The 21879-nt window shown below is 64.6% G+C and carries 18 protein-coding genes and 1 tRNA gene; 11 read left to right on the plus strand and 8 right to left on the minus strand.

Features of this window, described 5'->3' with window-relative positions; translation table 11 throughout:
- Nucleotides 1-226 precede the first annotated feature (226 nt).
- The 8 genes from APT59_RS01810 (at nt 227) to APT59_RS01845 (ending at nt 10240) form a co-directional block, all read left to right on the plus strand.
- On the plus strand, nt 227-3763 hold the full coding sequence (locus tag APT59_RS01810; RefSeq protein ID WP_059313289.1) for a response regulator: 3537 nt from the start codon (nt 227-229) through the stop codon (nt 3761-3763).
- A gap of 3 nt (nt 3764-3766) precedes the next feature.
- Complete coding sequence (locus APT59_RS01815) at nt 3767-4585, plus strand: CheR family methyltransferase (protein WP_059313290.1); 819 nt, start codon at nt 3767-3769, stop codon at nt 4583-4585.
- Nucleotide 4586: 1 nt separating this feature from the next.
- On the plus strand, nt 4587-5174 hold the full coding sequence (locus tag APT59_RS01820) for a chemotaxis protein CheB (RefSeq protein ID WP_059313291.1): 588 nt from the start codon (nt 4587-4589) through the stop codon (nt 5172-5174).
- Entirely contained in the window at nt 5167-6363 is a 1197-nt protein-coding gene (locus APT59_RS01825; RefSeq protein ID WP_059313292.1) for a hybrid sensor histidine kinase/response regulator, read from the plus strand. Before APT59_RS01820 ends, APT59_RS01825 begins: the two co-directional genes overlap by 8 nt.
- 96 nt (nt 6364-6459) lie before the next feature.
- Nucleotides 6460-7278 (plus strand): NAD-dependent epimerase/dehydratase family protein, encoded by an 819-nt coding sequence (locus APT59_RS01830; protein ID WP_059313293.1) that lies wholly within the window; start codon nt 6460-6462, stop codon nt 7276-7278.
- An 11-nt stretch (nt 7279-7289) separates the two neighbouring features.
- Entirely contained in the window at nt 7290-8168 is an 879-nt protein-coding gene (locus tag APT59_RS01835; protein ID WP_059313294.1) for an SMP-30/gluconolactonase/LRE family protein, read from the plus strand.
- 172 nt (nt 8169-8340) lie between these two features.
- On the plus strand, nt 8341-9600 hold the full coding sequence (locus APT59_RS01840; protein ID WP_174523121.1) for an acyltransferase family protein: 1260 nt from the start codon (nt 8341-8343) through the stop codon (nt 9598-9600).
- Nucleotides 9601-9658: 58 nt separating this feature from the next.
- Nucleotides 9659-10240: a DUF4337 domain-containing protein gene (locus APT59_RS01845; protein WP_059313296.1), complete on the plus strand. Its 582-nt coding sequence runs from the start codon at nt 9659-9661 to the stop codon at nt 10238-10240.
- A gap of 66 nt (nt 10241-10306) precedes the next feature.
- On the opposite strand, the gene APT59_RS01850 is transcribed toward APT59_RS01845, so the two are convergent.
- The 4 genes from APT59_RS01850 to rpsU all read right to left on the minus strand — a co-directional run bounded on the left by APT59_RS01850 (nt 10307) and on the right by rpsU (nt 14855).
- Nucleotides 10307-10383 (minus strand) — tRNA-Ile (locus tag APT59_RS01850).
- Between the two features lie 105 nt (nt 10384-10488).
- The gene (rpoD, locus tag APT59_RS01855; RefSeq protein ID WP_059313297.1) at nt 10489-12342 is read right to left on the minus strand and encodes an RNA polymerase sigma factor RpoD; all 1854 of its coding nucleotides are present in this window, start codon (nt 12340-12342) and stop codon (nt 10489-10491) included.
- A 76-nt stretch (nt 12343-12418) separates the two neighbouring features.
- Nucleotides 12419-14326 carry a DNA primase gene (gene dnaG, locus APT59_RS01860; RefSeq protein WP_059313298.1) on the minus strand — a complete coding sequence of 636 codons (1908 nt, stop codon included), beginning with the start codon at nt 14324-14326 and terminating at the stop codon, nt 12419-12421.
- Between the two features lie 313 nt (nt 14327-14639).
- On the minus strand, nt 14640-14855 hold the full coding sequence (gene rpsU, locus APT59_RS01865) for a 30S ribosomal protein S21 (RefSeq protein WP_007159750.1): 216 nt from the start codon (nt 14853-14855) through the stop codon (nt 14640-14642).
- Between the two features lie 205 nt (nt 14856-15060).
- On the opposite strand from rpsU, the gene tsaD reads away from it, so the two are divergent.
- Entirely contained in the window at nt 15061-16086 is a 1026-nt protein-coding gene (tsaD, locus tag APT59_RS01870) for a tRNA (adenosine(37)-N6)-threonylcarbamoyltransferase complex transferase subunit TsaD (protein WP_059313299.1), read from the plus strand.
- 45 nt (nt 16087-16131) lie between these two features.
- On the opposite strand, the gene plsY is transcribed toward tsaD, so the two are convergent.
- On the minus strand, nt 16132-16701 hold the full coding sequence (plsY, locus tag APT59_RS01875) for a glycerol-3-phosphate 1-O-acyltransferase PlsY (protein WP_059313300.1): 570 nt from the start codon (nt 16699-16701) through the stop codon (nt 16132-16134).
- A gap of 110 nt (nt 16702-16811) precedes the next feature.
- Here plsY and folB point away from each other — a divergent pair, with 110 nt between their 5' ends.
- Together folB and folK are read left to right on the plus strand one after the other, a co-directional pair.
- Nucleotides 16812-17165 carry a dihydroneopterin aldolase gene (folB, locus tag APT59_RS01880; RefSeq protein ID WP_059313301.1) on the plus strand — a complete coding sequence of 118 codons (354 nt, stop codon included), beginning with the start codon at nt 16812-16814 and terminating at the stop codon, nt 17163-17165.
- Nucleotides 17162-17695 (plus strand): 2-amino-4-hydroxy-6-hydroxymethyldihydropteridine diphosphokinase, encoded by a 534-nt coding sequence (gene folK, locus APT59_RS01885; RefSeq protein ID WP_059313302.1) that lies wholly within the window; start codon nt 17162-17164, stop codon nt 17693-17695. The genes folB and folK overlap by 4 nt, the downstream gene beginning before the upstream one ends.
- Before the next feature lie 129 nt (nt 17696-17824).
- Here folK and APT59_RS01890 read toward each other — a convergent pair whose 3' ends face one another.
- Genes APT59_RS01890 through APT59_RS01900 form a run of 3 tightly spaced genes read right to left on the minus strand, consistent with a single transcriptional unit; the run spans nt 17825 to nt 21814 of the window.
- Nucleotides 17825-18952 (minus strand): multifunctional CCA addition/repair protein, encoded by a 1128-nt coding sequence (locus APT59_RS01890; protein ID WP_059313303.1) that lies wholly within the window; start codon nt 18950-18952, stop codon nt 17825-17827.
- A 52-nt stretch (nt 18953-19004) separates the two neighbouring features.
- The gene (locus tag APT59_RS01895) at nt 19005-20546 is read right to left on the minus strand and encodes a SpoVR family protein (RefSeq protein WP_059313304.1); all 1542 of its coding nucleotides are present in this window, start codon (nt 20544-20546) and stop codon (nt 19005-19007) included.
- Nucleotides 20543-21814 carry a YeaH/YhbH family protein gene (locus APT59_RS01900; RefSeq protein ID WP_059313305.1) on the minus strand — a complete coding sequence of 424 codons (1272 nt, stop codon included), beginning with the start codon at nt 21812-21814 and terminating at the stop codon, nt 20543-20545. Before APT59_RS01900 ends, APT59_RS01895 begins: the two co-directional genes overlap by 4 nt.
- Nucleotides 21815-21879: the final 65 nt, after the last annotated feature.

Raw genomic sequence — 21879 nt, forward strand, 5'->3', positions numbered from 1 at the left:
CGATCGGCGAGGTTGGGAGTCGGCGCCAGCCAGGGCGACAGCCTTAGCGAACGGGCGTCTCTGTCCTGGCGAGCGTGCACTCCCCAGGCGGTTTCGCGAGGGGCCGGCCAAGGCGCGCCAGGTCCCCGAGCGGTGCCCGGCCGTGACTTCCTGGTGACGGCCTACCCCGTAGGCAGAGGCTTTGCCGTCGCCGATCGTTTCGTCCCGTACAAGGCTTTCAGACCCCATGAATCGCGAGTCGCCCCTCGATCAGAAGCACTTCAGCAAGATCCTCAAACGCAATCTCTCGCTGCCTCTGAGCATCGGCGTCTTCAGCGCGATCTTTTTCATCGCCATCATCTATTACCTGCTGCGGGTCACCCAGTGGGTCGAGCACACCGACCGCGTCATCAGCGAGGCCAACGCCAACTTCCGGCTGGTGGTCGATCTGGAAACCGGGATGCGTGGCTACCTGCTGAGCGGCAACACCAGTTTCCTGCAGCCCTATGAGCGGGCCTTGCCCGAGGTCGAGCCACAGCTCGATGAGCTCAAGAATCTGGTCAGCGACAGCGCCGTGCAGATTCGCCGGCTGGAACGGATCGCGGCGGTGCACCGGGAGTGGCGCCAGTATGCGAGCCAGGTGATCGAAGCGCGGCGGCTGGGTGGCGACTTCCAGACACCGCTGAGCGACGGCCAGGGCAAGAACCGCATCGACAGCATCCGCCGCGACTACACCGATTTCATCGCCTACGAAGAGCAGATGCGCGCCGAGCGCACCGAGACGGCCAGCCGCATGACGGTGGTGTTCGTCGCCGCCTTCCTGATCGTCAGCCTGCTGCTGTCAGGCATCATGGCCTTCTTCGGTCGCCGCGAACTCATGCGGCTCTCCGCCACCTATACCGGCCTGCTCGACCAGCAGGCCGAGCACACCGAGAATCTGGAGCGGCAGAGCTGGTTCCGCTCGGGCCAGAATCAGTTGTCCGAGGCCGTCATTGGTCAGGCGGCGCTGGCGCCCTTGGGGCAGAGCATCCTGCAATTCCTGGCGCGCTACCTGGGCGCCGCCGCTGGCGCTCTTTATGTCCGCCTCGATGACGGCACCCTGGAGCGGGTGGCCGACTATGCCCTGGATGACGAGGGGCGTCGCCGTCGCCAGCGGCTGGCACCGGGCGAAGGCCTGGCGGGCCAGGCCGTACTGGAAGGGCGCGCGGTGGCGCTGGACCAGCTGCCCGCCGACTACCTCAAGGTCAATTCGGCCCTGGGCGAGCGCCAGGCCAGCGCCGCGCTCATCGTGCCCATCGAGAACGACGGTCGGGTGAATGGCGTGCTCGAACTGGGCTTCCTGCGCGCCCTGCAGCCACAGGACAAGGAGTTGCTGACGCTGATCGCCGACTCCATCGGCTCCTCCGTGGAGGCGGCCCGTTATCGCCAGCGCCTGCAGCAGGTGCTGGCGGAAACCCAGCAGCTCAACGAAGAGCTGCAGGTGCAGCAGGAAGAACTGCGCACGGCCAACGAAGAGCTGGAGGAACAGTCCCAGGCGCTCAAGGAATCCCAGGTTCATCTGGAGCAGCAGCAGGCCGAGCTGGAGCAGACCAACGAGCAGCTGTCCGAGCAGGCCCAGGAACTGCTGCAACAGCGCGATGTGCTGGATGACCGCAACAATCGCCTGAACGAAGCCCAGCAATTGCTGGAGGACCGTGCGCGCGAGCTGGAGCGGGCCAGCCAGTACAAGTCCGAATTCCTGGCGAACATGTCCCACGAGCTGCGCACGCCGCTGAACAGCTCGCTGATCCTGTCCAAGTTGCTGGCGGACAACCCGGCCGGCAACCTGAGCGGCGAGCAGGTGCGCTACGCCGAGTCCATCTATTCGGCGGGCAACGATCTGCTCACCCTGATCAACGACATTCTCGACATCTCCAAGGTCGAGGCCGGCATGCTGGAGATCCGCCCGGAGCAGATGTCCGTGCGCCGCCTGGTGGAAGCCCTGAAGACCGCCTTCGAACCGGTGGCCCAGAACAAGGGCGTTGGCTTTGAGGTGGAACTGGACGCGCAGATGCCAACGTCCTTCTTCAGCGATCGGCAACGGGTCGAACAGATCCTCAAGAACCTGCTGTCCAACGCCTTCAAGTTCACCGAACACGGCCAGGTCACCCTGCGCCTGTCCCTGGAGGATGGCCAGCCCAGCTTTGCCGTCAGGGATACCGGCATCGGTATCGCCGCCGAGCAGCAGGAGCTGATCTTCGAAGCCTTCCGCCAGGCGGACGGCGCCATCACCCGTCGCTATGGCGGTACCGGGCTCGGGCTGTCGATCTCCCGCGATCTGGCGCTGTTGCTGGGTGGTACGCTGAGCGTCACCAGCCAGCCGGGCGAGGGCAGTACCTTCACCCTGCGTCTGCCGCTGGAATACCAGGAAGCCGCTGCGCCCACTCTGCCAGTGACGCCGGTGAGCGCGCCTGCCGTGGCTACCACTCCGGTGTCCGCGCCCATGCCCCTGGCGACCCTGGCCGCTACCCCGCGTCCATCCGCACCGGCGCCGATCACCGAGGCGGCGGCACCCGTGGGTGCGGCCTTCGCCGACGACCGAGACAACTGGCCCTATCCGGATCGCCGGGTACTGGTGATCGAGGACGAAGTGCCCTTCGCCCAGATCCTCTTCGATCTCGCCCATGAGCTGAAGTACAGCTGCCTGGTCGCCCATCGTGCCGAGGAAGGCTTCGCCATCGCCCTGGAATACCGCCCCGACGCCATCCTGCTGGACATGGGGCTGCCGGATCATTCCGGCCTCACGGTGCTGGAGCGGCTCAAGGAAAATCCGCTGACCCGCCACATCCCGGTGCACGTGGTCTCGGCCTCGGACCGCGTCGAGACCGCCATGCACATGGGCGCGGTCGGCTATGCCATCAAGCCCACCACCCGCGACGAACTCCGCGAAGCCTTCACCCGCCTGGAGTCCAAGTTCGCCGCTGGCATCAAGCGCGTGCTGCTGGTGGAAGACGACGCCTTGCAGCGTGACAGCATCGCCAAGCTGATCGGCGACGTCGACGTGGAGATCACTGCGGTGGAGATGGGCAGTCAGGCCCTGGATCTGCTGCGCGACGAGGTCTACGACTGCATGGTCATCGACCTCAAGCTCCCCGACATGGAAGGCGGCGAACTGCTCGAACGCATGGCCAGCGAAGACATCTGCTCCTTCCCGCCGGTCATCGTCTACACCGGTCGCAGCCTGTCGCGTGACGAAGAAGCCACGCTGCTCAAGTATTCGCGCTCCATCATCATCAAGGGCGCTCGCTCACCGGAGCGGCTGCTCGACGAGGTGACCCTGTTCCTGCACAAGATCGAGGCCGACATGCCGCTCGATCGCCAGCGCATGCTGGAGAGCGCCCGTAGCCGCGAGAAGGCTTTCGACGGCCGCACCCTGCTGCTGGTGGACGACGACGTGCGTAACATCTTCGCCCTCACCAGCGCCCTGGAGCAGAAGGGTGCCAAGGTGGAGATCGCCCGCAACGGCCTGGAAGCCCTGGAAAAGCTCGACAACAGCGACACCATCGACCTGGTACTGATGGACATCATGATGCCGATGATGGACGGCTACGAAGCCATGCGCGAGATCCGCAAGCGACCGCACATGAAGAAGCTGCCGATCATCGCTATCACCGCCAAGGCGATGAAGGACGACCAGGAGCGCTGCCTCGCCGCGGGTGCCAGCGACTACCTGGCCAAGCCCATCGACCTGGATCGGCTGTTCTCGCTGATCCGCGTCTGGATGCCCTCGCTGGAGCGCCTGTAAGTCATGAGCGAACGGCTGCAGGACATTGAGCTGAGGTTGCTGCTGGAAGGCGTCTTCCTGAGATACAGCCACGATTTCCGCAATTATTCCAAGGCCTCGCTCAAGCGCCGGGTGTTGCAGGCGCTGACACGCTTCGACTGCCCGAGCATCTCGGCCCTGCAGGAGCGGGTGCTGCGCGATCCGGCGCTGTTTGCCGAGCTGCTGCAATTCATCACCATCCCGGTCAGCGAGATGTTTCGCGATCCGGGCTACTTCCTCGCCCTGCGCCAACAGGTCGTGCCGGTGCTGCGCACCTATCCCTCGCTCAAGGTGTGGATCGCCGGTTGCAGCACCGGTGAGGAAGTCTTCTCGATGGCCATCCTGTTCCAGGAAGAGGGGCTGCTCGACCGTACCCTGTTCTATGCCACCGACATCAATCCGCGCTCCATGGAGAAGGCCCGCCAGGGCATCTTTCCGCTGGAGCGGATGCGCGCCTATACCGCCAGCTATCAGAAAGCGGGCGGCACCCGGGCCTTCTCCGACTACTACACCGCGGCTTACGACGGCGCCCTGTTCGACAAGTCGCTGATCGCCAACGTGACCTTCGCCGACCACAGCCTGGCCACCGACAGCGTCTTTTCCGAGACCCAGCTGGTGTCCTGCCGCAACGTGCTCATCTACTTCAACAAGAATCTGCAGAACCGGGCGCTCGGCCTGTTCCACGAGTCCCTGAGTCACCGCGGCTTTCTCGGCCTGGGCAGCAAGGAGTCGCTGGACTTCTCCGCCTATGCCAGCCACTTCGAGCCGGTGGTGAAGCAGGAACGCCTGTTCCGCAGGCTCTAGCATGTTCCCACCCGTGAAGCCGTTGCGCCTCATCGTCATCGGAGCCTCTGCCGGCGGGCTGCAGGTGCTGCTGCGTCTGCTCTCGACGCTGCCAGCCAGCTTCCGCCTGCCGCTGGCCGTGGTTCTGCACCTGCCGGACGACCGCAATTCGCGCCTGGCCGAGCTGTTCCAGGCGCGGCTCGCCCTGCAGGTGCGTGAAGCCGAGGACAAGGACGCTATACTGCCGGGCACTCTGTATTTCGCGCCGCCGGGTTATCACCTGCTGGTGGAAGACGACTTCACCCTGTCGCTCTCGCGCGACGAGCCGGTGCAGTTTTCCCGGCCGTCCATCGATGTGCTGTTCGAAAGCGCGGCCGATGCCTTGGGTGAACAGGTTTGCGGCATCCTGCTCACCGGTGCCAACCATGACGGGGCCAGTGGTCTGCAGGCCCTGGCTCAGAACGGCGCGGTGACCGTCGTCCAGTCGCCGCAATCGGCCGAGGTGCCGACCATGCCCGAGGCGGCGTTGAAGAGATTCCACCCGGATTTCGTGCTGGATGTGCCGGGCATCCATCTATTGCTCATCGAGCTGGAACGCGATCATGGCTGAAGTACCCGTCGAGCAGGCGAAGATCCTGCTCGTAGACGACCTGCCGGAGAATCTCCTGGCACTGGAAGCCTTGCTGCGCAGCGAGGCGCTGGAGATCTTCCAGGCCACCTCCGCCGAAGCGGCGCTGGAGCTCCTGCTGATGCACGAATTCGCCCTGGCGATCCTCGATGTGCAGATGCCCGGCATGAACGGCTTCGAGCTGGCGGAGATGATGCGCGGCCTGGAAAAGACCCGGCATATCCCCATCGTCTTCGTCAGCGCCGCCGGTCGCGATCTCAACTATGCCTTCAAGGGTTACGAGAGCGGTGCGGTGGACTTCCTGCACAAGCCCCTCGATGTCCATGCGGTCAAGAGCAAGACCCGCGTCTTCGTCGACCTCTACTGGCACCGCAAGCGCCTGGCCGAGCAGCTGGTGGCCCTGGAACAGAGCCGTCAGGAGCAGGAGATCCTGCTGGCCGAGCTGCGCCAGACCCAGGTGGAGCTGCAGCAGGCGGTGCGTACCCGGGACGACTTCATGTCCATGGTCTCCCACGAACTCAAGACGCCACTCAACACCCTGATGCTCGAAGCCCAGCTGCGCCGTATGTACCTGGACAAGGGCAAGCTGGAAGCCTTCACCCCCGACAAGCTGGCTGGCATGGCCGAGCGCGACGAGCGCCAGATCCAGCGCCTGGTGCACCTGATCGACGACATGCTCGACATCTCGCGCATCCGCACCGGCAAGCTGTCCATCCGCCCCTCGCAGTGCGATCTCGCCGCCCTGGTGAATACCGTGGTGGACAGCTTCGCCTCGCAATTCGCCGCCGCCGGCTGTCCCGTGGAGCTGCACGCCGAAGGTCCGGCGCCCGGTTTCTGGGACGAATTCCGCATCGAGCAGGTGATCACCAACCTGCTGACCAACGCCATGAGATACGGCGCCGGTCGGCCCGTAGAAATCTCCCTGCGCAGCGACGGGGCTGAGGTGGAGCTGAGCGTCAAGGACCACGGCATCGGTATCCCGGTGGAGCATCAGGCGCTGATCTTCCGCCAGTTCGAGCGTGCCAGTGGTACCGAGAACATCGCCGGCCTAGGCCTGGGGCTCTACATCGCCGACCAGATCGTCAAGGCGCACCGCGGCAGTCTGCACGTGGAAAGCATCGCCGGACAGGGCGCGACATTCAGGCTAAGGCTGCCCTGCCTGTCCGCTTAGGTAGCATTGACAGGACCCTGGGCGCTCGCGAGAATCGTGAAAAGAGGTGGGATGTCGTACCTCTTGCCAGATAACTCCATAAGAAGGCACCCAGTCATGTCCGAAGCCCGCTCATCCCATTTCCATCGTCTGTTGCTGACCGGCGCCGCCGGTGGTCTGGGCAAGGAGCTGCGCCAGCGGCTCAAGCCCCACGCCGAGATCCTGCGCCTGTCCGATATCGCCCCGATGGACGCCGCCCAGGGGCCGGCGGAAGAGGTGGTGACCTGCGACCTGGCGGACAAGGCCGGCGTCCATGCCCTGGTGGAAGGCGTTGATGCCATCCTGCACTTCGGTGGCATCTCCACCGAGCATGCCTTCGAGCCCATCCTCGAAGCCAACATCCGCGGCACCTTCAACCTCTATGAGGCCGCACGGCGCCACGGGGTGAAGCGCATCATCTTCGCCAGCTCCAACCATGTCATCGGCTTCTATCGCCAGGATCAGCGCATCGACGCCAGCGTGCCCCAGCGTCCGGACAGCTACTACGGCCTGTCCAAGGCCTTTGGCGAAGACCTGGCGACCTTCTATTTCGACCGCTATGGCATCGAGACGGTGAGCATCCGCATCGGCTCCTCCTTCCCCGAGGCGCAGAATCGCCGCATGCTCGCCACCTGGCTAAGCTACGAGGACCTGACCGACCTCATCCTGCGCAGCCTGACCACCCCCGATGTCGGCCACACCATCGTCTATGGCGCCTCCGACAACCGCGACAGCTGGTGGGACAACCGCCTGGCCGCGCACCTGGGCTTCCAGCCCAAGGACAGCTCCGAGCAGTTCCGCGCCAAGGTCGAGGCCCAGCCCATGCCGGCGGCGGACGATCCGTCGAGGGTCTACCAGGGTGGTGCCTTCGTTGCCACCGGCCCCTTCGACGACTGAGGGTGCCCGTCATGACCGCTGAACTACTGGTCGATGCTCGCAATGCCACCGGCGAGTGCCCGGTGTGGCACGTCGCTGAACAGGCGCTCTACTGGGTCGATATTCCTGCCAAGCGCCTGCACCGCTGGACCCCAGCGGGTGCCCTGGACAGCTGGAACGCACCGGAAATGCTCGCCTGCATCGCCGCCCGCGAAGGCGGCGGCTGGCTCGCCGGTCTGGAAAGCGGCCTCTTCACGCTGCAGGCCGAGGCTTCCGGCCAGCTCAGTGGTGAGCGTCTGGTCGCCCTCGACCATGTCCATTCGGCCATGAGATGTAACGATGGTCGCTGCGATCGCCAGGGCCGTTTCCTGGTGGGCACCATGGTGCAGGACATGGCCCAGGGCGCGACTGCGGGGCGCCTCTACAGCCACACGGCAGGTGAGGGCGCCAGGTTGCTGCTGGACGACCTCATCGTCCCCAACGGCCTGGCCCTGAGTCCCGATGGCCGCACCCTCTACCTGTCCGACTCCCATCCCAGCCGCCAGCTGATCTGGGCCTTCGACTACGATCCCGATACGGGAACCCCTAGCAACCGGCGACTGTTCGTCGACATGAATGCCCATCCCGGCCGGCCCGATGGCGCCGCGGTGGACGTGGACGGCTGCTACTGGATCTGCGGCAACGACGCCGGTCTGATCCACCGCTTCACCCCTGATGGCCGCCTGGATCGCTCCCTGGTTGTGCCAGTCAAGAAGCCCGCCATGTGCGCCTTTGGTGGGCGCAACCTGGACACCCTGTTCGTCACCTCCATCCGCCCAGGCGGGGATCTCGCCGGCCAGCCACTGGCCGGCGGGCTGTTCGCCCTGGATCCCGGGGTGCAGGGATTGCCCGAGCCCACTTTCGCGGGCTGAGCGGCAGTCGAACTCGGCTGCAGCAGGACTCCTGGCGGAGGGGTCCTGGCTCGCCCGCTAACCGGCGCCTGGTAATCCCAGGACACCGGTTGTCATGCTTTTGTCATGAGTGGCGGCAAGGGGCGAGCCCGGGCGGCTTATAATCACGCTCTACCCGCCGTAAAGCGCCGCCATGACCCCCTCACCCGCACTCCGCCCCACCGCCCGTTACTACGGCCTGGAATGGCTGAGATTCCTCATGGCGCTGTACATGGTCGTCTACCACCTGGGCGGGCTCTATAGCGATCTGCCGGACGCCTTCCGCCGCCTGGCCGGCATGGGCTTCTTCGCCACCAGCACCTTCTTTCTGCTCTCCGGCTTTCTGCTGGCCCACGTCAGCCTGGATCGCCAGGGCGCGCTCAAGGGCAGCTCGCGCGGCTTCGTGCTGCGCCGACTGTGCAACCTCTATCCCATCCATTTGCTCACTCTGCTGGTGGCGCTAGGCCTGTCCTACTGGCTGTCCCAGGACTCCTGGCTGGAGCACGGGGTGCCGGTCTACTACAACCAGCATCCTTATCTGCAGCTGGAGGAGGGCAGCGAGCTGGACGAAATGCTGCCGCTGACCTGGCTGGCCGCTACCACCCATGTGCTCCTGCAACTGCTTCTGCTGCAATCCTGGGAACCGCGCTTTCTCTGGCTCAACGGCGCCGCCTGGTCGATCTCGGCACTGCTGTTCTTCTACCTGCTGTTCCCGCTGCTGGGCCCGCGACTGATGCGCCTGCGCCGCTGGGCCCTGGCTGCCGCCGTGCTCTGGGGGCTCTATCTGCTCGGACCGCTGGTGGCCACCTGGGCCCAGGCTTTCGATACCGTCACCGTGGGCGTCATCCATCGCAATCCGCTGATCCGCCTGCCGGAGTTCCTGCTCGGCATCCTGCTCTATCGCGCCGTGCAGGAGCCCTGGGTGGCCGAGACGACCCAGCGCCTGCGCGTACCTCTGCTGCTGTTCGGCCTCACCGGCCTGTGGCTGGGCGCCCTGCTACTGGAAGGCGATGGCCGCCGCTGGTTCTACCTGGTCCACAACGGCCTGCTCACGCCCTTCCAGGCCGCCGTGCTGCTGGCCTGCGCCACCTTCGGCGAGCCCGGCCGCGCCGGTGTGCGCCGCCTGGCCCAGCGCCTCGGCGAGGCCTCACTGTGCATCTTCGCCGTCCACACCCCGCTGATCGGCGTGCTCGAACCCTGGACCCGCACCCTGCTGGGCTGGATGCACCTGGCCGGCGACAGCCTCGAAGACCTGGCAGAAGACGTCGGCGAGGTGCTGGCGCTGCCCATCCCCATCCCCGGTTGGATGCTGCCGCTGCACCTGGTGCTCATCGTCCTGCTCGGCCTGGCCATGCAGCGCTGGGTAGCCGGCCCGCTAAGGCGCTGGCTGCAGGCACGCTTGCCCAACTCTTAAGAAGGCCTTAAGCCAGCCCGACTAGCCTCGCCGCAGGAATCCGCAGCGGAGCTGAACCTTGTCCAGCGAATACGAAGTCCACGGCCCCCACGACCACGAAGTGGAACACGCCGCTCACAGCGCCCATCGCCGCGACAGCCTCACCGGCCGCATCGCCGTCACCACCGCCATCCTCGCGACGCTAGGCGCGCTCTGTGCCTATCAGGGCGGCAACGCCGAGAGCCTGGCGCTCTACTACAAGAACGAAGAAGCCATCGCCAAGACCGAAGCCGCCAACCAATGGGGCTACTACCAGGCCAAGGGCGAAAAGCAGAACCTCGCCGACTTGGGCGCCGCGCTCACTACCAACCCCGAGACCGCACAACGCTTCATCCAGGACAGCCAACGCTATGCCCAGCAAAAGGCCGAGATCCGCACCAAGGCCGAAGCCTTGGAAGCCAAGGTCGACGCCAACGAAGCCCTGAGCGAAACCCAACTCCACCGCCACCACCGCTGGGCCCAGGCCACCATGCTCATGCAGGTCGCCATCTCCCTGGCCGCCATCACTCTGCTGACCCGGCGGCGGTGGTTGCAGGCGGCGGTCTATGGGGTGGCGGGGGGAGGGGTAGTGGTTGGGATGTTGGCGCTGTTGCATGTGTAAGCGCCAGAAGCGTGAAAAGCGATCTGCAGGCACAAAAAAGCCGCGCAAGGCGCGGCTCCTGAAAGCTGGTGGGCCCACACGGACTCGAACCGTGGACCAAAGGATTATGAGTCCTCTGCTCTAACCAACTGAGCTATAGGCCCTATAGCGCGGTGGAGTATACCGGGGTGGGGGAGGATCGCCAAACCCTTGTCGGGCATAAAAAAACCGGAGCCTGGGCTCCGGTTTTCTGGTGCAGCATGGGCGCCTTACTCGTCGAGGAAGGAGCGCAGGTGTTCGCTGCGGGAAGGGTGGCGCAGTTTGCGCAGGGCCTTGGCTTCGATCTGGCGGATACGCTCGCGGGTAACGTCGAACTGCTTGCCCACTTCCTCGAGGGTGTGGTCGGTGTTCATGTCGATGCCGAAACGCATGCGCAGGACCTTGGCTTCACGGGCGGTGAGGCCGGAGAGCACGTCGCGGGTGGCTTCCTTGAGGCTTTCGCTGGTAGCCACTTCGATCGGGGACTGCATGGTGCTGTCCTCGATGAAATCGCCCAGGTGCGAATCCTCGTCGTCGCCGATGGGCGTCTCCATGGAGATCGGTTCCTTGGCGATCTTGAGCACCTTGCGGATCTTGTCCTCGGGCATCTCCATGCGCTCGCCCAGCTCTTCCGGGGTCGGCTCGCGACCCATCTCCTGCAGCATCTGGCGGGAGATCCGGTTCAGCTTGTTGATCGTCTCGATCATGTGCACCGGAATCCGGATGGTGCGCGCCTGGTCGGCGATGGAGCGGGTGATGGCCTGGCGAATCCACCAGGTGGCATAGGTGGAGAACTTGTAGCCACGGCGGTATTCGAACTTGTCCACCGCCTTCATCAGGCCAATATTGCCTTCCTGGATCAGATCGAGGAATTGCAGACCGCGGTTGGTGTACTTCTTGGCGATGGAGATCACCAGACGCAGGTTGGCCTCGACCATTTCCTTCTTGGCGCGGCGGGCCTTGGCCTCGCCAATGGACATGGCGCGGTTGATGTCCTTGATCTGCGAGACTTTCAGCTCGTAGTTACGCTCAAGTTCAGCCAGCTGGGCCTGCTTGGCCTGGATGTCGGCCTGGAAGCGCTCGAGACCTTCGGCGTACTTGGGCTTGCCCTTGAGCAGGCCAGCGGTCCACTCGGTGTTGGTCTCGTTGCCGGGGAAGTGGCGCAGGAAGTCGGCACGCGGCATACGGGCATCGCGTACGGCCAGCTGCATGATGGCGCGCTCGAGGCCACGGACGCGTTCCAGGGACTCGCGCACGCGGATCACAAGGGCTTCGTACTGCTTGGGCACCAACTTGATCGGCGAGAACAGCAGGGCCAGGGCGACGAATTCTTCCACGGCGTGGTCGTTATCGCGGCCGTGCTTCTTCAGCACCTTCTTGGTCTTTTCCAGCTGCTCGGCGACCGCGCCGAAACGCAGGCGAGCCTCTTCCGGATCCGGACCGCCGTCGCCTTCTTCCTCGTCGGCGTCGTCGCTTTCTTCCTCTTCGTCCTTCTCGTCGTCCACGGCCTTGGCATCGGTGGCCTTGTTCGGGACGGGCAGCTCATTGCTCTCGTTCGGCAGGGTACCGTCGTCGGGATCGATGTAGCCGGCGAGGACGTCGGACAGGCGACCGCCTTCGGTGGTGACGCGGGTGTATTCGCTGAGGATGTAGTCGACGGTACCCGGGAACTGGGCGATGGCGCCCATGACTTCGCGGATGCCTTCCTCGATGCGCTTGGCGATCTCGATCTCGCCTTCGCGGGTCAGGAGCTCCACGGTGCCCATTTCACGCATGTACATGCGCACCGGGTCGGTGGTGCGGCCGACATCGCTCTCCACTGCGGCCAGGGCGGCAGCGGCTTCTTCGGCGGCGGCTTCGTCGGTATCCGTCTCGGCCAGCAGCAGGGCATCGGCGTCCGGCGCGGTTTCGAATACGTTGATCCCCATGTCATTGATCATGCGGATGATGTCTTCCACCTGTTCCGGATCTGAAATATCCTCCGGTAGGTGGTCATTGACCTCCGCGTAAGTCAGGTAACCCTGCTCACGACCGCGGGCGATCAATTCTTTCAGACGGGATTGCTGTTGCGCTTTTCCGGACATAGGTACCCTTCCACTGAAGGCTTAGGCGGGCAAAAATAGCTGAACATTATAGCCGGTTAGACGGTGGTCGTGCCAGTTAGGTCACGGACCCCGCCGGACGGCTGAGGAGTTCGCGTAGGCGGTCCTTGTCTTCGGAGCTCAGCTCGCTCTGTCGCGCCTTGCGTAGGAGTTGCTCCAGCGAGCGATCACGCTGGCTGGCGGCTAACCTCGTTATGGTGTCGAAAAACTGTTGTTCAAGGTTGTCGCCGGCAATCAGCCATTCTTTTTCCGCCAGGGCGCGCAGCAGTCGACCCTGTTCGGTGCCGTGCCAGCGCGCGATGAGCGCCAGGGTGCTCTGCCCCGGTTTCTTCTGCAGGGCCTCGACCAGGGCGACCAGCAGCTGGGCGTACTGATCGCTTTCCTCGGCCAGGTTGCGGGCGTCCTGTACCGCCTGGGCCAGGGTCGGGTGGTGCAGCAGGCTGCGCAGCGCGGCCAGTACCGGCGTCTCCACCTTGACCGGGGGCTGACGTGGAATGCGCTCTCCACCGCCCTTGCCGTTGAAATCCTTTTTCCAACCCTTGCCATCGCGCCCGCCCTTGCCGTCGCGGCGTGGCGTCCACTGCTGCTGTGCGGGGGCTTCTTCGGCATGGGCATAGGCATAGTCGCCATAGTCCATGGGAGGAGCGTCCTGCGGCGGCGCGGCGGGTGCCAGCTGGCTCAAGGCGTCGTTGCCCAGGCCAGTGAGTTCGCTCAGGCGCTGGCGCATCAGCAGCCGCAGGTTGTTGCCAGGGATCTTCTCGATCAGCGGCGCCGCCAAGGTGGCCAAGTGCGCCTTGCCCTCCAGGGTGGCCGGATCCGCTTCGATCATGAGTTGCTGGAAGAAGTACTCGGCCAGCGGCTGGGCCTGCTGGACGAAGCGCGCCTGGAAGGCATCCGCGCCTTCGGCACGGACCAGGGTATCCGGGTCTTCGCCTTCGGGCAGGAACAGGAAGCGCACCCGAAAGCCGTCCTTGAGCACCGGTAGTGCCGATTCCAGGGCGCGCCAGGCGGCGCTACGGCCAGCCTGGTCGCCGTCGAAGCAGAACAGGATGCTCGGCACGATGCGGAACAGTCGCTTGATGTGCTCTTCGCTGGTGGCGGTGCCCAGTGTGGCCACGGCATTGCGGATGCCTTGCTGGGCCAGGGCGATGACGTCCATGTAGCCTTCCACGACCAGGATCTCGTCCAGGTCACGGTTGTGCTTGCGCGCCTCGAACAGGCCGTAGAGTTCCTGGCCCTTGTGGAACACCGGGGTCTCCGGCGAGTTGAGGTACTTGGGCTTGTCGTCGCCCAGCACGCGGCCGCCAAAGGCAATGACCCGACCGCGGCTATCGCGGATGGGGAAGATCACTCTGTCGCGAAAGCGGTCGTAACGCTTGCCGCTCTCAGCGTTCTCAACCAGCAGGCCGGCATCGAGCATGGCCTTCTGCTGGAGGTCATCGCCGCCCAGGTGCTTGCCCAGGTTGTCCCAGCCGGGCGGGGCGAAGCCCAGGCCGAAGTCACGGGCGATCTCGCCGGTCAGGCCGCGCTTCTTCAGGTAGTCCACCGCCGCCTGGCGCTTGGGATGGTTGCGCAGCGCCAGGCGATAGAACTCGGCGGCTGCGGCCAGCAAGGGGTAGAGCGGGGAGTCCGTGGGTTGTCGCGGCTTGCGCCGGCCGCCGCTTTCTTCGCGTGGCACCTCGACGCCGGCACGCTTGGCCAGCTCCTCGACCGCCTCGGGAAATTCGAGGTTGTCGTGGTCCATGATGAAGCCCAGGGCATTGCCGCCCGCGCCGCAGCCGAAGCAGTAGTAGAACTGCTTGTCAGGGCTGACGCTGAAGGAGGGCGTCTTCTCGTTATGGAAGGGGCAGCAGGCCATCCAGTTCTTGCCGGCCTTCTTGAGCTTCACCCGCGCCCCCACCACCTCGACGATGTCGGTGCGATTGAGCAGGTCGTCGATGAAGCCTTGCGGGATGAGTCCGGCCATGGTCAGCGTCTGGATAGAAGGGCGAAGAGCGGAGGGTGGAGCGAGGAGGGCAGTCTAGTGCGGTGCCTCAGAAGTTATCTACACAATTTTGGCGGCGCTTTTTCGTCCTGGACGGCGTTGCTACTCCTCGCCATAGCCCTGCTATGACTCGTCGCAGCGCCTTGCCCAAGCCAAAAAATCACTCGCCAAATCTTGCGCGAACTTCTGAGGCACCGCACTGCGCCAGAGGACGCCAGGGCGAAACGGGAAGGCCAGAAACAAACAACCCGACCAGAGGTCGGGTTGTCTTATAACGCCAGAGAAGCGCTGTAACTCAGTACAGGCGCTCGCGACGGCGCTGCTCGCGCTGTACTTTCTTGGCGTGACGCTTGACCGCGGCGGCAGCTTTACGCTTGCGCTCAGCGGTGGGCTTTTCGTAGAACTCGCGGCTACGAACTTCGGCCAGTACACCGGCCTTCTCGCAGGAACGCTTGAAACGACGCAGCGCTACGTCGAAGGGTTCGTTTTCTTTGACTTTGACGTTGGGCATCCAGGTCGTACCTTCAAATTTACCGAGGTTTAATCCAACGCTAGCGGCAAAAGGGCACGGGAAGCGTCGGTTTTTAAGGGTTGCGGATAGTAACTCTTCAACTGCCTTGCTGCCAAGCCCCGGCGGACGAAAAGCGCTGGCCGGTGCTGGAAGCGGCGCTTATCATGGGCAGCCTGACATCTTATACCCTCGAAGGCTTATCTCCATGCGTGTTCTGGGACTGGAAACGTCCTGCGATGAAACCGGCGTCGCCCTCTACGACAGCGAGCGCGGCCTGCTGGCCGATGCGCTGTTCAGCCAGATCGATCTGCACCGCGTCTACGGTGGCGTGGTGCCGGAGCTCGCTTCGCGCGACCACGTCAAGCGCATGCTGCCGCTGATCCGCGAAGTGCTGGACGAGGCGGGCAGCCGCCCTGAAGACGTGGACGCCATCGCCTATACCGCCGGCCCTGGTCTGGTCGGCGCCCTGCTGGTGGGCGCGGCCTGCGCCCAGGCATTGGCGCTGGCCTGGGGCGTGCCCGCCTTGGGCGTCCACCATATGGAAGGTCATCTGCTGGCTCCCATGCTCGAAGAGCAGCCGCCGCAGTTTCCCTTCGTCGCCCTGCTGGTCTCCGGTGGCCACACTCAGCTGGTACAGGTGGATGGCATCGGTCGCTATACGGTGCTGGGCGAGTCCCTGGACGACGCTGCCGGCGAGGCCTTCGACAAGACCGCCAAGCTGTTGGGCCTGAGCTATCCGGGCGGACCGGAAATCGCGCGCCTGGCCGAGCGTGGCGTCCCAGGCCGCTTCGTCTTCCCGCGACCGATGACCGATCGGCCAGGGCTGGAATTCAGTTTCAGCGGTCTCAAGACGTTCACCCTCACCACCTGGCAGCGTTGCAAGGCCGCCGGTGACGATGGCGAGCAGACCCGCTGCGATATCGCCCTGGCCTTCCAGACGGCGGTGGTCGAGACCCTAGCGATCAAGTGCAAGAGAGCGCTGAAGCAGGCCGGTCTGAAGTCACTGGTGATCGCCGGTGGCGTCAGTGCCAACCAGGCGCTGCGCCAGACGCTGGAGCAGATGCTTGGCGAGCTGGGTGGTCACGTCTTCTATGCCCGGCCGCGCTTCTGCACCGACAACGGTGCCATGATCGCCTATGCCGGTTGCCAGCGTTTGCTAGCCGGCCAGCAGGAAGGTCCGGCCATTGCCGTCAAGGCGCGCTGGCCCATGGAGCAGCTGGCGGCGCTCTGAGACGGGCGGAAGGCGTCGCTGGGCAATCCCCGTGCGGCGCCAGGGTCAAAAATGACGCTCGGTCCCCTGACGCAGGGCGCGCAGATTGTGTCTATGGCGAATCAGGATGAGCAGCGCGAGCAGCAGCATCGGCGCCAGCAGGTCCGGGCGCTGCCAGGCAAACAGCGGCAGGATGCCGAGCAGCGCCACCAGCGACGCCAGGGAGGCGATCCGGAGCGTGGCGAACACCGTGGCCCAAAGGGCGAGACCCAGCAGGGCAGCGGGTGGATAGACCCCCAGCAGCAGACCGGCGGCCGTGGCGACGCCCTTGCCGCCTCTGAAGTGGAAGTACAGCGGATAGAGATGACCGACCACGGCAGCCAGGCCAATCCAGGCCTGCTGCAGCGGCGAGAGTCCCAGCTGCTGAGCGATGAGCACGGGAATCAGGCTCTTGCTCAGGTCGCCGGCCAGGGTCAGCAGCGCCAGCTTGCGTCCGGCCAGACGCAGCATGTTGCTGGCGCCGGGATTGCCGGAGCCGTCGTGACGCGGGTCGCGAGTGCCGAACAGGCGACTGAGCAGCACGGCGAAGGAGAGCGAGCCCAGCAGGTAGGCCAGCAGGAGCAGCAGCCAGAACATGGTAGGGTTCCGCGCCAGGAGAAGGCTCGATTCTACCGACAGCCCGCCGCCCGACGATAGGCCGGCGGCGACGATCAAACAGAGCACGGCAAAGGTGCGAGGCAAAGGCAGTGGACAAGGTTTTCATCGAGGGGCTCGAGGTCGACACCGTGATAGGGGTGTACGACTGGGAGCGTGACATCCGCCAGTGCCTGCGCATCGATCTCACCATGGGCTGGGACATCCAGGCGGCGGCCGAGAACGACGAGCTCGAGCACACTTTGAATTACGCGGCGGTGGCCGAGCGCATCACCACCTTCGCCCACGAGACCGCCTTCGAACTGGTCGAGACCTTTGCCGAGCGCCTGGCCGCCTTGCTGCAGGCGGAGTTCAAGTTGCCCTGGCTGCGCTTGCGCATCACCAAGCCCGGCGCGGTGCCGACCGCCCGTGGCGTGGGTGTGGAGATCGAGCGGGGGCAGGCGTGACCCGGGTCTATCTGGGGCTGGGCAGTAACATCCAGCGCGAGCAGCATCTGGGTATGGCCCTGGACGAACTCGCGATGCTGCTGACCGATATGCAGTGCTCGCCGGTGTTCGAAAGCGAGGCCGTGGGTATCCGCAGTGCGCCTTTCTTCAATCTGGTGGTGGCGGGTAACACCGACCTCGATCCCACGGCCCTGAGTCAGAGACTCAAGGCCATCGAAACCCGCAGTGGCCGCTATGCGCCGGATCGCCAGGGCTTGCCGCTGGACATCGACATCTTGCTGCATGGCGATCTGACCGGCGAGTTCGAGGGCCTGACGCTGCCGCGCGCCGAGATCCTGCGCAATGCCTTCGTGCTCTGGCCGCTGGCCTTGCTGGTGGGCGAGCGGCGGCATCCGGACAATGGCCGTAGCTTCAACGAGCTGTGGCAGGAAATGCGTGCCCAGACCAACCAGGTGTTGCGGCCGGTGTCTTTCAGTTGGAAGGGGATCGAGCTCACCCCAGAGACACTGCTTGGCACCAAGCTAGCGTAGCGCGGTAGTTGTTGGGCTTCGCTGCGCTCAGCGCCAACCTACGGGAGTGCCACTTGTCTCCCTCTACCGCTGGGAGAGGGCTGGGGTGAAAAGGCTCGGGTGCGAGGGCTCCACTGCGCTCAGCCCAACCTACGAAAGCTGTGCCAGGGCGTCGATGCGGGCCTGCTTGAGGGCCTCGCCCAGGGCCGCGCCCTTGAAGCCCTGGGCCACCAGCGGCTGTACCTCCACCCCGCGCAATACTTCGGCAGCCTGGCGCAGCAAGGCCAGCGGCGGCTCGCCCTCGTCGGTCCTGACCGTCGCCGCACAGGCGCAGGCCTGGAGGAATTCTTCGAAGCGCGCCGGACGCCGCAGCACATCGAACCCTTGCAGCAGCTCGAACCAGGCTTCCGGTGTCAGCTGCCGAGCCTGCAGGGCCGTGGGCCAGTGGCGAGCCAGCAACAGTGCCAGTTCGGCGGGTTCGCGCGGGACCTTGAGGCGGGCGCTGATCGCAGCGTGCTGCTCTTCGGGTACGTCCAGCAGCAGACAGGCCCAGCGCACATTCAGCGACGCCTGTACCTCTGCCGTCTGGCGCAGGGTGGCATAGAGCCGGGCACCCGGTTCAGGCCGATCGGCTGCGAAACGTGCCACGACTTCCGGCAAGAGCACGGCCAGGGCACCGCAATCGTGCAGCACCCGAATGAAGACATCGGGGCGCTCTTCGAGCAGGGCGCGGGAGATTTCCTTCCACAGCCGTTCGGCGGTCAGGGCATCCAGCTCGCCGCTGGCAACCATCTCCTGCATCAGCAGCAGCGTCTCGGGCGCCACCTGAAACCCCAGGGTGCAATAGCGGGCGGCGAAGCGGGCCACGCGCAGCACACGCAGGGGATCTTCGGCGAAGGCCGGGGAGACGTGGCGCAACAGGCGCGCCTGGAGATCGGCGCGCCCGCCATAGGGGTCTATGACATGCCCCTCGTCATCCTCGGCCATGGCGTTGACGGTAAGGTCGCGGCGGATCAGATCCTGTTCGAGGGTGACGTCGGGTGCGGCATGAAAGGTAAAGCCGCCATAGCCGCGCCCGCTCTTGCGTTCGGTACGGGCCAGGGCGTACTCCTCACCCGTCTCGGGATGCAGGAAGACCGGAAAGTCGGCCCCTACCGGGCGAAAGCCCTGGGCGGCCAGCGCCTCGGCGGTGGCACCTACCACGACCCAGTCCACTTCGGTGACCGGTCGGCCGAGCAGGCGATCGCGTACAGCGCCGCCTACCTTGTAGATTTGCATAGAAAAAGACCTCCTTGCGGAGGCCTAGGATAGCGTGAAAGACCAGGTCGGCTCAGATCGGCGAGGCCAGATCCAGACGGCGGTCCTGGTCGCGACTCTCATGGCGGGGTGGAACAAGGAAGCTCTGGGCGACGTCTTCGCCCCTCATGCTTTCCAGGCGGATGTCGAAACCCCAGAGCCGGTGCAGGTGCTTGAGCACCTCGTCCGTGGAATTGCCCAGCGGCTTGCGATCATGCTGGAAGTGGCGAAGGGTGAGCGAGCGATCGCCGCGCCGGTCGACGTTCCAGATCTGCACATTGGGCTCGCGATTGCCCAGGTTGTACTGGGCGGCGAGCTGTTCGCGGATCAGGCGATAACCAGCGTCGTCATGGATGGCCGCTACCTCCAGTTCGTCGCGCTGATCGTCATCGAGAATGCTGAACAGCTTGAGGTCGCGGATCACCTTGGGCGAAAGGTACTGCAGGATGAAGCTCTCGTCCTTGAAGCTCTTCATGGCGAAGGTGACGGTGGCCAGCCAGTCGCTGCCGGCGATGTCGGGGAACCAGCGGCGGTCTTCTTCCGTAGGGTCCTCGCAGATGCGGCGGATGTCGCGGAACATGGCGAAGCCCAGGGTGTAGGGGTTGATGCCGCTGTAGTAGGGGCTGTCGAAGCCCGGCTGGTAGATCACCCCGGCGTGGGATTGCAGGAATTCGAACATGAAGCCTTCGGTCACCAGGCCCTCGTCGTAGAGATCGTTGAGCAGGGTGTAGTGCCAGAAGGTAGCCCAGCCCTCGTTCATCACCTGGGTCTGGCGCTGGGGATAGAAGTACTGGGCGATCTTGCGCACGATGCGGATCACCTCGCGCTGCCATGGCTCCAGCAGCGGGGCATGCTTTTCCAGGAAATAGAGGATGTTTTCCTGGGGTTCGGCGGGAAAGCGCGCGCCCTCGTCATGCAGCTCCTTGCCGGCCATCTTGGGAATGGTCCGCCAGAGATCGTTGACCTGGCGTTGCAGCTGCTCTTCGCGTTCCTTCTGCCGCTGGCGTTCCTCGGCGGCGGAGATCGGATAGGGCCGCTTGTAGCGATCCACCCCGTAGTTCATCAGGGCATGGCAGGAATCCAGCAGCTCTTCCACTGCATCGATGCCATGGCGTTCCTCGCACTGGGTGATGTACTGCTTGGCGAACACCAGGTAGTCGATGATGGAGCTGGCATCGGTCCAGGTGCGGAACAGGTAGTTGCCCTTGAAGAAGCTGTTGTGGCCATAGCAGGCATGGGCGATCACCAGTGCCTGCATGGTCATGGTGTTCTCTTCCATGAGGTAGGCGATGCAGGGATCGGAATTGATCACGATCTCGTAGGCCAGGCCCATCTGGCCGCGGCTGTAGTGCTTCTCGGTATGCAGGAAGTGCTTGCCGTAGGACCAGTGGTTGTAGCCGATGGGCATGCCGACGGAAGCATAGGCATCCATCATCTGCTCGGCGGTGATCACCTCGATCTGGTTGGGGTAGGTGTCCAGCGCATAGCGCTTGGCGATCCGGGCGATCTCCCGGTCGTAGGTCTGGATCAGCTCGAAGGTCCATTCCGAACCGGTGGAGATGGGCTCACGCTTCATGACACGAGTCTCCGCTGGAACAGTTCGCGGAACACGGGATAGATATCCCCCGCCGAGACGATCTGCTGCTGCGAGAAGGAATCCGGGAACGCACCGCGAACGTTCTCGTACTCGTACCACAGCGCCTGGTGTTCGCGCGGGGTGATCTCCACGTAGGTGTAGTACTGCATGAAGGGCAGGATCTGCTTGGTCAGGATCTCCCGGCAGATGGGCGAGTCGTCATTCCAGTTGTCGCCGTCGGAGGCCTGGGCGGCATAGAGATTCCACTCGTTGACCGGGTAGCGCTCGGCCATGACTTCCTGCATGAGCTTGAGGGCGCTGGAGACGATGGTGCCGCCGGTTTCGCGGGAGTAGAAGAACTCTTCCTCGTCCACTTCCTTGGCACTGGTGTGGTGACGGATGAACACCACCTCGATGCGCTCGTAATTCCGCTTGAGAAAAAGGTAGAGCAGGATGTAAAAGCGCTTGGCGATGTCCTTGGTGGCCTGGGTCATGGAACCGGAGACGTCCATCAGGCAGAACATCACCGCTTTCGAGCTGGGGCTGGGCTGCTTGGAGAGCAGGTTGTACTTGAGGTCGAAGGTGTCCAGGAAGGGCACCTTGTCGATGCGCGCGCGCAGTCGCTCGATCTCGACCTCCAGCGCCTGGATGTCGCCCAGGTTATCGGGCTCCTCCACGCGCAGCCGCGCCAGTTCCGCCTTGGCTTCGCGCAGCTTGTTGCGGCTGCCGCCGGAGAGGGCGATGCGCCGGGCATGGGAGGCGCGCAGGGTGCGGATGATGTTGATGCGGGCCGGATTGCCCTCGTTGCTGATGCCGGCGCGTACCGTCTTGAAGGTGTCGGTGCCGGTCAGCTGCTTCTTGACCAGATTGGGCAGCTCCAGGTCTTCGAACATGAAGTCGAGGAACTCGTCCTGGGTGATCTGGAAGGCGAATTCGTCCATGCCTTCGCCGCTGTTGCTGGCCTTGCCCTGGCCCTGACCACCGCCGCCGCCCTGGGGGCGCGGGATGCGTTCGCCGCTGACGAATTCCTTGTTGCCCGGATGGACGATGGTCTGGCGTCCGCCCTTGCCCTGATAAAGGGCGGGCTCGTCGATGTCGCGGGCAGGAATGCTGATCTGCTCGCCGTGTTCCATGTCGGTGATGGAGCGCCGGCTCACGGCTTCCTCGACCGCCTTCTTGATGTGCTCACGGTAACGCCGCAGGAAACGCGTGCGGTTCACCGTGCTTTTGTTCTTGCCGTTTAGACGCCGGTCGATGACATAACTCATACAGGCCCTCCGGGCTATTGCAGGACGCCGCGACGACGCAGCTGGCGCGTCGTCGCGGGTTCAGC

The organism is Pseudomonas oryzihabitans (genome assembly GCF_001518815.1).
Lineage (GTDB): Bacteria > Pseudomonadota > Gammaproteobacteria > Pseudomonadales > Pseudomonadaceae > Chryseomonas > Chryseomonas oryzihabitans_E.

Coding starts and splice junctions, on each gene's coding strand:
- APT59_RS01895 (WP_059313304.1), bottom strand. CDS start 20,546: ATGAAGCGTGAGCCCATCTCCACCGGTTCGGAATGGACCTTCGAGCTG.
- APT59_RS01815 (WP_059313290.1), top strand. CDS start 3,767: ATGAGCGAACGGCTGCAGGACATTGAGCTGAGGTTGCTGCTGGAAGGC.
- APT59_RS01900 (WP_059313305.1), bottom strand. CDS start 21,814: ATGAGTTATGTCATCGACCGGCGTCTAAACGGCAAGAACAAAAGCACG.
- dnaG (WP_059313298.1), bottom strand. CDS start 14,326: ATGGCCGGACTCATCCCGCAAGGCTTCATCGACGACCTGCTCAATCGC.
- APT59_RS01810 (WP_059313289.1), top strand. CDS start 227: ATGAATCGCGAGTCGCCCCTCGATCAGAAGCACTTCAGCAAGATCCTC.
- APT59_RS01825 (WP_059313292.1), top strand. CDS start 5,167: ATGGCTGAAGTACCCGTCGAGCAGGCGAAGATCCTGCTCGTAGACGAC.
- tsaD (WP_059313299.1), top strand. CDS start 15,061: ATGCGTGTTCTGGGACTGGAAACGTCCTGCGATGAAACCGGCGTCGCC.
- APT59_RS01840 (WP_174523121.1), top strand. CDS start 8,341: ATGACCCCCTCACCCGCACTCCGCCCCACCGCCCGTTACTACGGCCTG.
- APT59_RS01830 (WP_059313293.1), top strand. CDS start 6,460: ATGTCCGAAGCCCGCTCATCCCATTTCCATCGTCTGTTGCTGACCGGC.
- rpoD (WP_059313297.1), bottom strand. CDS start 12,342: ATGTCCGGAAAAGCGCAACAGCAATCCCGTCTGAAAGAATTGATCGCC.
- APT59_RS01890 (WP_059313303.1), bottom strand. CDS start 18,952: ATGCAAATCTACAAGGTAGGCGGCGCTGTACGCGATCGCCTGCTCGGC.
- plsY (WP_059313300.1), bottom strand. CDS start 16,701: ATGTTCTGGCTGCTGCTCCTGCTGGCCTACCTGCTGGGCTCGCTCTCC.
- APT59_RS01835 (WP_059313294.1), top strand. CDS start 7,290: ATGACCGCTGAACTACTGGTCGATGCTCGCAATGCCACCGGCGAGTGC.
- rpsU (WP_007159750.1), bottom strand. CDS start 14,855: ATGCCCAACGTCAAAGTCAAAGAAAACGAACCCTTCGACGTAGCGCTG.
- APT59_RS01820 (WP_059313291.1), top strand. CDS start 4,587: ATGTTCCCACCCGTGAAGCCGTTGCGCCTCATCGTCATCGGAGCCTCT.